General features: G+C 58.5%; 9 protein-coding genes, 1 tRNA gene and 1 pseudogene. 3 read left to right on the plus strand and 8 right to left on the minus strand.

Annotated elements, in window-relative coordinates:
• Positions 1 to 170 precede the first annotated feature (170 nt).
• Complete coding sequence (locus GLA29479_RS23025) at positions 171 to 683, minus strand: hypothetical protein (protein ID WP_144436574.1); 513 nt, start codon at positions 681 to 683, stop codon at positions 171 to 173.
• A gap of 483 nt (positions 684 to 1,166) precedes the next feature.
• Between GLA29479_RS23025 and GLA29479_RS23030 the strand changes: the two genes are divergently transcribed.
• Positions 1,167 to 1,496 (plus strand): YegP family protein, encoded by a 330-nt coding sequence (locus GLA29479_RS23030; protein ID WP_057972269.1) that lies wholly within the window; start codon positions 1,167 to 1,169, stop codon positions 1,494 to 1,496.
• A gap of 776 nt (positions 1,497 to 2,272) precedes the next feature.
• On the opposite strand, the gene GLA29479_RS25085 is transcribed toward GLA29479_RS23030, so the two are convergent.
• The 5 genes from GLA29479_RS25085 to GLA29479_RS23055 all read right to left on the minus strand — a co-directional run bounded on the left by GLA29479_RS25085 (position 2,273) and on the right by GLA29479_RS23055 (position 5,417).
• Positions 2,273 to 2,614, minus strand: coding sequence for a hypothetical protein (locus GLA29479_RS25085; protein WP_144436715.1), 342 nt, complete (start codon positions 2,612 to 2,614; stop codon positions 2,273 to 2,275).
• A gap of 74 nt (positions 2,615 to 2,688) precedes the next feature.
• On the minus strand, positions 2,689 to 3,078 hold the full coding sequence (locus GLA29479_RS23040) for a hypothetical protein (RefSeq protein WP_057972982.1): 390 nt from the start codon (positions 3,076 to 3,078) through the stop codon (positions 2,689 to 2,691).
• Positions 3,079 to 3,494: 416 nt separating this feature from the next.
• Positions 3,495 to 3,974, minus strand: coding sequence for a hypothetical protein (locus tag GLA29479_RS23045; protein WP_057972270.1), 480 nt, complete (start codon positions 3,972 to 3,974; stop codon positions 3,495 to 3,497).
• Between the two features lie 16 nt (positions 3,975 to 3,990).
• Positions 3,991 to 5,106 (minus strand): HigA family addiction module antitoxin, encoded by a 1,116-nt coding sequence (locus GLA29479_RS23050; RefSeq protein ID WP_057972271.1) that lies wholly within the window; start codon positions 5,104 to 5,106, stop codon positions 3,991 to 3,993.
• 14 nt (positions 5,107 to 5,120) lie between these two features.
• Positions 5,121 to 5,417: a type II toxin-antitoxin system RelE/ParE family toxin gene (locus tag GLA29479_RS23055; RefSeq protein WP_057972272.1), complete on the minus strand. Its 297-nt coding sequence runs from the start codon at positions 5,415 to 5,417 to the stop codon at positions 5,121 to 5,123.
• Between the two features lie 431 nt (positions 5,418 to 5,848).
• Here GLA29479_RS23055 and GLA29479_RS23060 point away from each other — a divergent pair, with 431 nt between their 5' ends.
• Both GLA29479_RS23060 and GLA29479_RS23065 read left to right on the plus strand, forming a co-directional pair.
• On the plus strand, positions 5,849 to 6,085 hold the full coding sequence (locus GLA29479_RS23060) for an AbrB/MazE/SpoVT family DNA-binding domain-containing protein (RefSeq protein WP_144436716.1): 237 nt from the start codon (positions 5,849 to 5,851) through the stop codon (positions 6,083 to 6,085).
• Between the two features lie 20 nt (positions 6,086 to 6,105).
• The gene (locus tag GLA29479_RS23065; RefSeq protein ID WP_057972984.1) at positions 6,106 to 6,420 is read left to right on the plus strand and encodes a type II toxin-antitoxin system PemK/MazF family toxin; all 315 of its coding nucleotides are present in this window, start codon (positions 6,106 to 6,108) and stop codon (positions 6,418 to 6,420) included.
• A 753-nt stretch (positions 6,421 to 7,173) separates the two neighbouring features.
• On the opposite strand, the gene GLA29479_RS23070 is transcribed toward GLA29479_RS23065, so the two are convergent.
• Positions 7,174 to 7,249 (minus strand) — tRNA-Ile (locus GLA29479_RS23070).
• 248 nt (positions 7,250 to 7,497) lie between these two features.
• Positions 7,498 to 9,756: pseudogene (locus GLA29479_RS23075) on the minus strand (GH92 family glycosyl hydrolase); the annotation flags it as partial.
• Between the last annotated feature and the right edge of the window lie 14 nt (positions 9,757 to 9,770).

Consider the following 9,770-nt stretch of genomic DNA (forward strand, 5'->3'; position numbering starts at 1 on the left):
GCTCAATCCCTACCGCAGGATCTGGTCGCGCGTTGTCGATGATCCAGGCTCCGTGAGCCGAGCATAGCGACCTTAGCTTAGCGGAATGGGGGCGGCTCTGACCCTCCCTTTCTCTTAACTTGACCCGCCGCCGTATGCCGCTTGAATCCCGAATGATGCGGGCTTCAAGATTATGTAGCTGACTGGCGTGCCTCATGCTCGGATGCGGCCTTCAGGACTGACTTCAGGAAGCAGCCGCCGCTGAAGAAGGTTGCCGCAAAGAATGCTGCGAGGCCGAAGAACCGGCCCCAACCCGGATCCTGGGTCGCTTCAAGGTAGACGCCACCTGCGAGAGCGACCGCCGTCAAATTCGCACCGAAGAAGTACATCGTACGCGGGAGTTCATCGATTACCGCGTCCGCGATGCGATAAATCATCCCGCCGCGCTTGTAGCGGAGGAGCAACCCAATGGGCGAATAGACGATGAAAAGGGCAAGGATGGTGTACCCAAGATCAGATACCGTATTCCCCTGAAGTTTCGACATCAGCACGCGATTCACCGATTCCTCGGTGCTAAGTTGGTTCGTGGAAAGCCAGATTAGGAGGTAAAGGCTAGCAACAGAAGCTAGGAATATTCCGCCTTCCGTACCTATGAACTGCAATGTTGACACATCTTTCTTTGACTTCAGTTCACTCTTTTCCATGGCGTTCCTCAGTGTTCTGTCGCGTCCTACGTAAGGAGTGTTACCAATCACCCCTTCCGGCCCGTTTGGCTAAGATTTCGTTGTTCGTCTTGTGTGGTTCTGCAGCGTTCCCTGCTCCGCTCTCTGTGCCGGCCGACGGCATCGCCCTCGTCGACCATCCCTGAAGGCCTGAGTATCGCTGAACTGCGAGAGATCAGCGTCAGACTTTTCCGACACTGGCGTCGGATAAGTCCGCAGCTTGTTAGGAACATGGCTGCCCGTGCCGGTTCCATGCCGGTGCCAGAGGGGCTCGTTTAAGAGCAGCCACTGCTGAATCAATCACAAAGCACACTAAATAGATTGCGTGAGAAGCTGGCTCTGCTAATTGTTTCGCGCGCTGCCCGCGTGCCAGTATCGATTGCCTGATGTGATCCGCGCCTGACCTGATCGACCGCGGCAGGTTCCTGATTGCACCCGGGCCCTCATCGACCAAAGGAGTAATCCATGGCAGCACGTTACGTACTCAGCCGTTCCGGCTCGCAGTTTCGTTTTGTCCTGAAGGCAGGCAACCACGAGACCATTCTCACTAGCGAGCTCTATAACGCGAAGAGTAGCGCGGAGGATGGCATAGAGTCGGTAAAGAAGAACTCTGCGCTTGATGAACGCTACGAGCGAAAGGACTCAAGCAATGGAAAGCCGATGTTCAATCTCAAGGCATCGAATGGCCAGGTCATCGGAACGAGCGAGCTGTATTCGAGCGAGTCGGCTCGGGATGGTGGCATTGCGTCGGTGAAGGCGAACGGGCCGACGGCAGAAGTCGACGATCAGACCTAAATTGAAGTCCCTGGATCGAGGGGGCGCCCCTCGATCTTTTTTTACGCCAGATATTGGTCGTGAAGCGGCTTCGACATGAATGATTGCTAGGCCCTACTGGTCGGCGTGAATTCGGCTGCTAGCCTGCTCAGCGACCGAGCGGTACGCCGGAAAGATACTTGTAAGACGCGATGCAGTATCGGCGATAAATAGTGGCCTCAATAGCCGATGCAAGCTCCCGGAGCTACTCGTAGTCAGCCCATAGATGGCGGCCAACTTACCTAGCGGTCAGTTAGGAGCCGGCTGGTGCCATGCCGGCTCTTCACCCAATTCGACGCCATCTACAAACAGTCTTGGATCTTCCAGCAGTTGCTCTGGCATCGCGGACGCGTAATCGGCCGTTTCGTCTATAGTCCAGGAGGTCGTCTCAGCCGTGTGCGTCAACAGATAATGGGAGTGGAGACTCACGACTCGTGACTTGAACTGGAAAGTCCTGATCTGCTCCCGATTGCGATCACGGCGGAGATCGGAAGCTGCTAGCGTCTCGCTCCGCATCTAGCACGATGTGCGCCACACCGAGATGACAGCCCCCAAGCTGAGCGTCTATCTCGGCGAGTTTGGAGCGAACATGGCGCGCGCGAGTCGATACCGAGCCGGGGTTCTCGGTATCCCAACTAAGTAGCGCTACGGACGTAAAATTATCTAGATAGCGTGGATCTTCCTCGAGACTTGTTCCTTCGACACCCATCAACACTCGTTGCGAGGGCACGATCTTATGAGTAAAGAGCCGGAATAGTTTAGGTCCCGACAAGAAGGCATGTATCTTGAGTGTCGGCACGCAGTCCGTCCATGTCGCCTTGCGTGACGGTGCCTCTTCCAAAATCGTCAGACCATTCATGTTGGATAGGCGATCGACTTAGAGCGAACTCGGCATGGCAGCGAAGGTAGTCTTCCGGAATGGAATCGAGTGGGGCCGCGAAGGTAACATCTAGGTGGACACCAGCGAGCTTCGTTGCGACGAGTTCGCATGCCTTGGCGAACATCGCTCTCACCTTAATGCCTTCATTTCGCTCAAAAAGACTAGGACGCAGCCTTTTGCACTCGATCTGTATATTCGTGCCACCAAGTGCCACTTCCATGTCTGGGCTCCTCTTATCCGACTCTGGAACAAACCTAACGTCGTACCCCTCGTTCAAATAGCGGGCGGCAACGGCTAGTTCAAGCAGAGTGCCTTCAGGATGATCATTTTCTTCTCGAGCAATTTGTTTACTCGATCAACGGTGCCTTCGACAAGGTGCAATGTGGGTAGGGCACTGCCGATCAGCTTGAGAAAGGGAATGTAGCGGGAGCCAAGCCTCGCATCGAAAAAACGTCGGTCATCGACTAGTGCGTAAGCCTGTAGAATGATTCCGGACGCGGGGTCAGCGGGAGGGAGGAGGTCCACGGGGTCGGGCCAGAGTATCGAGCCAGCCGGTGGCGAACTTGTACGAGTGAAGTGTTCCTTGGCGTCTTGGAGGCGTTCAAGAAGTTCGTGGCCCGCAATTCCGTGGAGCCAGGCAAGCGTCCGCTCAACTTCGAGGTCACGCTCTATACCAATGGTCATCGACGGGTGCCTCTACTGGTCGCCAGGATCATAGAGCGCCGATGGCCTGACGCAATACGAGTCGTCGCAAGTTTCGTAGATGAAGTTGGCGTGCCACCCGGGGCTATTGTGATATTCATCTTCAATAATTTGGTTCGCATAGCTCCACAAACCTACGATCTCGTCCGCGCTCTTGGTCACGTCAAACAGGGGGTGTCAGAATTGGGCCTCGTATTCTGCTTTCGTAAGCTCGTAAGAGTCGATCATGGAGCCTTGCACCCAATTGGTCCGAGCCGCGAAGCGGCTTAGACTGTGGTGTTGGATATCAGGTGTCTACGAGGCCCTGCGCGATTCAGCCCGGATCGACCGCGGGATGCATTGAGCCTGGATAGCTCGGAGTCGCCGATCCTCGTTGTCAACCTAAGTCCAGCATGTGCTCAGGCAACCTTCCGCAACGGCTGCTGCAATTCGGCCACGTCAAGCGTGAAATCCAGGGGGATCTGAATCGGTTCGACCGGAACGCGCTTGTCGTTGTAGACATCCACGTCAGTCTTTAACTGTACACAATCCCCAACGATCTGCTGGCGACGTTGAGCGAATGAGCGCACGAAGTGGCTGTGCGGTGCGTTGGGGTCGTCCAGATCAGCCCATAGCGAAAGGGTCTTGGTTCCCTGTTTGTGGGTCGCAGCATGGTTTGCCCGATACCGGCGACCATGTACGTCAGTCCGATATTCCTCTCGGAATACCTGAGCGATGTCGGCAGCGATGGCGTCGATCACGGTCTTGGCGTTGGGCTTGTGCAAGCCATTACGCCAAGCCCAGGATGCTACTTCATGCAAGTCCATGGGGCCTTCAATGCCATTCTCGGCCTTGTAGCGCTCAATGTACTCTTTCACTTGGTTGGAATAGGCAGACATTGGGGGAATATCTCTCTTAGTCGGTGTGAACCACGCCCCATCCATCGGTACGGGCGGAGCTGGTGACGAACGAACGTACTTTCACCTGGTGCTTGCGGAACAAGTCATAGCGACGCAGGCGTCGCTGCAATTGACCAACCACTAGGCCCGGGTGGATCCTCAGGCGCTGGGCGAACAACAACACACGTTCTTCCTTGAAGAAGGGAGAAACTCGGGAGACGAACCCCATCAGCTCAGCTTGGTCCACGCAAAACTCGGTGCCAGCCGCATTGGCAATCCTTTCCTCTTCGTTGATCTGGTCGACTGATTCGGACTCGATTTCTTGATCTAGGATGTAGCCCTGATCACGCCCATGGCGTAGCAGTACATGCTCCAATTCGTGACGCAACACAAACCAGAAGTTATCGATCCGATCCAGACGCAGGGTCATGGCTACTACTGGCTTATCGTCGGCCAGCCAGAAGCAGGCGCCATCAATTTTGGTGCCCGCGATTGGCTCTACAATTACGAAACGCACGCCGCATTCGTCCAAGATCCGGGGGACGTGCCGGGTTTCCTCGGGGGCGGTTCTGAGCGCTGACAGGCGCGGCAATGCTTGGCGCAACTTCGGCTCGCTGTAAGGGCCCGTAATCAGCTCGCTGGCCGCTTGCCAAGCTCGGTGCAGCCACGCTAGTTGCAAACTGGACGCTGCGGCGTCGGCATCGGTCTTCTTAGCCGCATGGAAAAAGATCATCGGATCGTTCAACTGCTTGAGGCCAAAAAACTCAAGAAACTGCTGTTCGAGTACATCGATGTTCTTGGACGCAGTAATCCAGCCGCGTTTAATCATTTCGCGGACTGGGAATCGATTGTATAGCTCTGCTCGGCGCGCGATCAGGTCATCGGCGCTGCGGACCTTGGAGAGCTGGTACTGGCTCTCCAAATTCATCCACACCTCCGGGCCTGTACCTAGCGAATCACCCAGCTGGACTGCAGTCTCCGGGGTGATGCTCTTCTTTCCGGCAATGATCTCGTTGATCAGGCGCACCGGGCGACCGATGATTTCGGCCAGTTCAGTCTGCGTCCAATTACGCGCCTCCAGTTCCTCGCGGAGGAACTCGCCCGGTGGAAAGATTTCGGCGAACGTGTTCATGGCGTGTCCTTGGGTCAGTGGTAATCGGCGATTGAGACAATGACGACCAGTTTCCCTTTGTCATCCTCTTCTAAGCGCAGCAGCAGGCGCCATTGGTCGTTCAAGCGCATAGAGCGTTGGCCAACTAGGTCGCCTTTGAGTTTTTCGTAATGCAGTGACTTCATGGCATAGAACGCACGCTCGTCGGGCGATGCTCGTATGAATTGCATGCGCCTGCGGAAGATCTTCACCAACGCGGCATCAAGGCCTGCTGTGTACTTCGGATCCGTCTCCAGTCGCTCCAACGATGGGTCTTCAAACTGGACTTCCATGCGGCTCTACAGCCTCTGTATGTGTCTTTTACACTTAGTGTAATAGAGGTTGTTTTGGCCCGCAAGTGACCAGCGATGGATGTGGTGAAAAGCTCGACCGGGGCGGCCGGACATTGGACCGCGATCCCGCGGCCGGACCCGCGTAGATCGATTCCAGGGCACGCTCAGCCGCTGCCTCGGGGCTTTCACTGGGAAGCACAGCGTGGGATTTGGCGACGTTGGGTGATCGGACTCGCCGGAATTAGATTAATAAAATCAATAGCTTAATGCATCATGTGTCCCATATTGGGACAGCCAGTAGACAATCCAGCACTAGATGAACGTAGTCAGGATGCGAAGCTAGATTGCATCTTTTCAAGTTGCGCTGGGCGCAACCGGGCGCTAATATTTGCTCCACGTAAAACACGGTGCAAGCTGAGGAGGGTCTCGAAATGACCATCGCCGTTCTCCGCCGCACTGGCGGCTCCATCACCCTCTCGATCCCGAAGGCTATCGCTCAAACGATGGGCGTCGACGCATCTTCAAGTGTCAGCCTGTCGGTGACTGGCCGCACTTTGTCAGTGACTCCGGCGTATTCGATCGAAACGCTGTTAGCGGGCTTGTCCGTCGAGAACAGCCACGAATTGATCGAAGCTGGCGACCGTGGTGCTGAGCGGATCGATTGGTGAATCGTCCTTGGGTCCCCCGCATGTCTGAAGTCGTGCAAATCGACTTCAGCCCGATCCGCGGACACGAGCAAGCAAACCTACGCCCTGCCGTTGTGCTCAGCAGCCAGGGCTTCAACGATAAGACGGGCCTCATTGTCTGCATTCCATGCACGACGAAGATCAAGGGCAACCCGTTCGAGGTTGTACTCACATCGCTTCGCGAACCGTCGGCGGCCCTGACGTACCACATTCGCACGCTCGACTGGCGAGATCGCCAGGCCTTTTCCGTCGGCTTCGTATCCTCTGCGGAGATCGACGAAATCCGTGGGAAGGTCATCGCGGTTCTTGGCCTTTAGGATCTGAAAAACTCAGCAGGCCGCTCAGCAGCGATGTGGATTCCACGGCGTCGAGTCTGGAAATGAATCGCCCAGGGTTTCGTAGAGATCGCGCATATACATACATATCCTGAGTCGGCCTCATTGGTCGGATCAAGTGGTTTGATGTCGCCTTGGGCTCAAAAAGATAAAAAAACCGGCCTTTGCAAGTGCCTGATTTTTAAGGGTGAGCAATGGTCGGCCGACCACAGGCTTGGAGAAAAAGGCCCGGAGAGAGGCGAAAAAATCGCCAAACAGCGCCTCCGTGGATAACTCGCCGACCAATGGGAAACGCCAGAAGCCTCGGAAATAAGGCCTCTTCCGTCGTTGCGACGAGGCGTAGAAAAAGTTGAGGCTGGGAGTTTGGCGCGGCCAGATAGATTCGAACCTCCATCCAATGATTAGGTCTAAACGAGCGCAACGATGCTCCTCGGCCTCACTTGGCATGCCCACCTATGGTTCCCAAAAGTGGGTTTCGGGTTTTGGTTGACCTGTTGATCGCCGAAAAACTCGCGGAAAAGTCCACGGCTAACCCATTGATTTACAAGGGGGCGAAAATCAGCCCTGTGGTTCCGAGACCACAGGTAGGGAGAAGAGAGAGGACTGACTGGCGAAAAATTCGCCAAACGGCGTTTTTCGCCGGTTCTCTGAAACCACGGCCTTCGCAGAAACCCTCGAAAATAAGGGGGTTTTCTCAACGTGCGGAGGGGGAGATAAACGCCCTTCCGGAAGGAGTGGTGGGCCCACCAGGATTCGAACCTGGAACCAAAGGATTATGAGTCCTCTGCTCTAACCGTTGAGCTATAGGCCCGCGCGAGCAGGGATTCTAATGGTTGGGCGGGGCGGGCGTAAGCGGCGCGGCTATGTGCCAGCGCCGTCGCACGGGAAGCCCATGCCCCTCGACGCAGAGACGGCGCGCAGCAGCGGTGTGGCCTGCCTCGTCGATTCCTGCCAATCGATGGACCGTATCGAGGTGCAATCGAGGTGCCTCACCAGTCGAAGCGCCTTACCAAAGGCCGCTCATCCAGGCAGAGACAGGCCTAGGCGACAACCGTCCCCTCAGCGCTTCGCACTCATCGAATACGGCCGCTGCTTCGGATCGCTGGCCCACGCCTTATTCGGCGTGGCCTGCATAGTAAACCGCAGTTCCCCGCCGGCCATGATCTCTTCGTGACGCAGGAAGCTGCGGTCCAACGGCTGGCCGTTGAGGGTGGCGGCGCCGATGTAGGGGTGGGCGTCGTCCAGGCCGTCGGCGACGACGCTGAAGCGTTTGCCGTTGGGCAGGTTGAGGGTGGCCCTGGGCAGGAAGGGGCGGCCGATGGCGTATTCGTTGCTGGCCGGGGCCACCGGGTAGAAGCCGAGCGCGGTGAAGACGTACCAGGCCGACATCTGGCCGAGGTCGTCGTTGCCGGCCAGGCCGTCGGGGCGCGGGGCGTACTGGCTGGCCATGATCTGCTTGAGGCGTTCCTGGGTGCGCCAGGGTTGGCCGGCGTAGCCGTAGAGGTAGGCGACGTGGTGGCTGGGTTCGTTGCCGTGGGCGTACCAGCCGATCAGGCCGGTGATGTCTTCCATGTGCGCGAAGGTCTTCGGGTCGACCTTGGCGTCGAAGACCTGGTCGAGTTTGGCGACGAGCTTGGCGTCGCCGCCGTGGGCGTCGATCAGGCCGGCGACGTCCTGCGGCACGTACCAGGAGTACTGCCAGGCGTTGCCTTCGGTGTAGTCGGTGCCGTAGCCGCTGGCGGTGGGGTCGAAGGGTTCGCGGAAGGCGCCGTCGCGCTTGCGTGCGCGCATGAAGCCGCTGTTCGGGTCGAAGGCGTGCTTCCAGTTGCCGGCGCGCTTTTCGAACTTGGCGGCGATGTCCTGGCGGCCCATGTCGCTGGCCATGCGCGCGATGGTCCAGTCGTCGAAGGCGTATTCGAGGGTCTTCGAGGCGGCCTCGCCTTCTTCGTCGATCGGCACGTAGCCGAGCTGCATGTATTGGGCGATGCCGTCGTAGGGGCCGTAGCTGGCGCTGGCGACCATCGCGTCGAGCGCCTCGTTGGTGTCGTAGCCGCGGATCCCTTTCATGTAGGCATCGGCGATCACCGGCACGGCGTGGTAGCCGACCATGCACCAGGTTTCCTGACCGTGGAAGGACCAGATCGGCAGGATGCCGTAGGGGCTGTGGCGGCGCGAGGCGAGCAGGGAATTGACGAAGTCGTTGTTGCGGCGCTCGGGTTGCACCAGGGTCAGCAACGGATGCAATGCGCGGTAGGTGTCCCACAGCGAGAACGTCGAGTGATAGCGGAAGGCCTTGGCCTGGTGCACGGCGTTGTCGGGGCCGCGGTAACGGCCGTCGCTGTCCATGAACAAGCTCGGCCCCATCAGCGTGTGATAGAGCGCGGTGTAGAAGCTCTTACGCATCGGCTCGGGCGCGTCGGCGTCGATCGCCGACAAGGCTTCGGTCCAGCTCGCGCGCGCCTGTGCGCGCACGGCGTCGAAATCCCAGCCGGGCACTTCGGCGTCGAGGTTGGCGATGGCGTTGTCTTCACTGACCGGCGAGATCGACACTTTGACGATCAGGTCGCGGCCGTCGGCGTCGGCGAAGTCGAGGCTGCCGACCACCTGGCGGCCTTCGATCTGCGCGCGTTGCGCCGGGTCTTTTTCGCCCGGCGGCGGGAAGCCTTTGTAGGCAATGTCGGCTTCGGTGTCGTGAAAACCGTGCCCACTCACCGGACGCGAGAAGCGCATCGCGAAATACAGCTGCCGGCCCGGCGCCCAGCCGCGGGTTTCGCGGTAGCCGGTGACGGTGCCGTCGGCGCGCAAGCGCAGCCGCGACCAGAGGATTTTGCCGGGGTAGTCGTACAGGCTGGTGCGCAGGTCGACCAGCACGTGCGCAAGCTGCCCTTTCGGGAAGCGATAGCGATGCACGCCGACACGCTCGGTCGCGGTGAGTTCGGCGCGGATCTTGTAGTCGTCGAGGGTGACTGCGTAATAGCCGGGCTGCGCGACTTCGTCGTCGTGGCGGAAGCGCGAGCGGTAGCCGCTGCGCGGCGTTTTGGAATCGCCGCGCTCGAGCTTGACCTCGCCGGCGATCGGCATCAGCAGTACGTCGCCAAGGTCGGAATGGCCGGTGCCGGAGAAATGGGTGTGGGAGAAACCGACGATGCTGCTGTCGCTATAACGATAGCCGGCGGCCCAGCCGTAGGCCTGCTTGCGCGGCTGGATCTCGGTGTCGGGGCTGAGCTGGATCATGCCGAACGGCACCACCGCGCCGGGGAAGGTATGGCCCTCGCCGCCGGTGCCGATGAAGGGGTCGACCGATTCGTAGGCCCGGCGGCCGGCGGCGTCGG

The organism is Lysobacter antibioticus (assembly GCF_001442535.1).
GTDB classification, from domain to species: domain Bacteria; phylum Pseudomonadota; class Gammaproteobacteria; order Xanthomonadales; family Xanthomonadaceae; genus Lysobacter; species Lysobacter antibioticus.

Coding starts and splice junctions, on each gene's coding strand:
- GLA29479_RS23025 (WP_144436574.1), bottom strand. CDS start 683: ATGGAAAAGAGTGAACTGAAGTCAAAGAAAGATGTGTCAACATTGCAG.
- GLA29479_RS23030 (WP_057972269.1), top strand. CDS start 1,167: ATGGCAGCACGTTACGTACTCAGCCGTTCCGGCTCGCAGTTTCGTTTT.
- GLA29479_RS25085 (WP_144436715.1), bottom strand. CDS start 2,614: ATGGAAGTGGCACTTGGTGGCACGAATATACAGATCGAGTGCAAAAGG.
- GLA29479_RS23040 (WP_057972982.1), bottom strand. CDS start 3,078: ATGACCATTGGTATAGAGCGTGACCTCGAAGTTGAGCGGACGCTTGCC.
- GLA29479_RS23045 (WP_057972270.1), bottom strand. CDS start 3,974: ATGTCTGCCTATTCCAACCAAGTGAAAGAGTACATTGAGCGCTACAAG.
- GLA29479_RS23050 (WP_057972271.1), bottom strand. CDS start 5,106: ATGAACACGTTCGCCGAAATCTTTCCACCGGGCGAGTTCCTCCGCGAG.
- GLA29479_RS23055 (WP_057972272.1), bottom strand. CDS start 5,417: ATGGAAGTCCAGTTTGAAGACCCATCGTTGGAGCGACTGGAGACGGAT.
- GLA29479_RS23060 (WP_144436716.1), top strand. CDS start 5,849: ATGACCATCGCCGTTCTCCGCCGCACTGGCGGCTCCATCACCCTCTCG.
- GLA29479_RS23065 (WP_057972984.1), top strand. CDS start 6,106: ATGTCTGAAGTCGTGCAAATCGACTTCAGCCCGATCCGCGGACACGAG.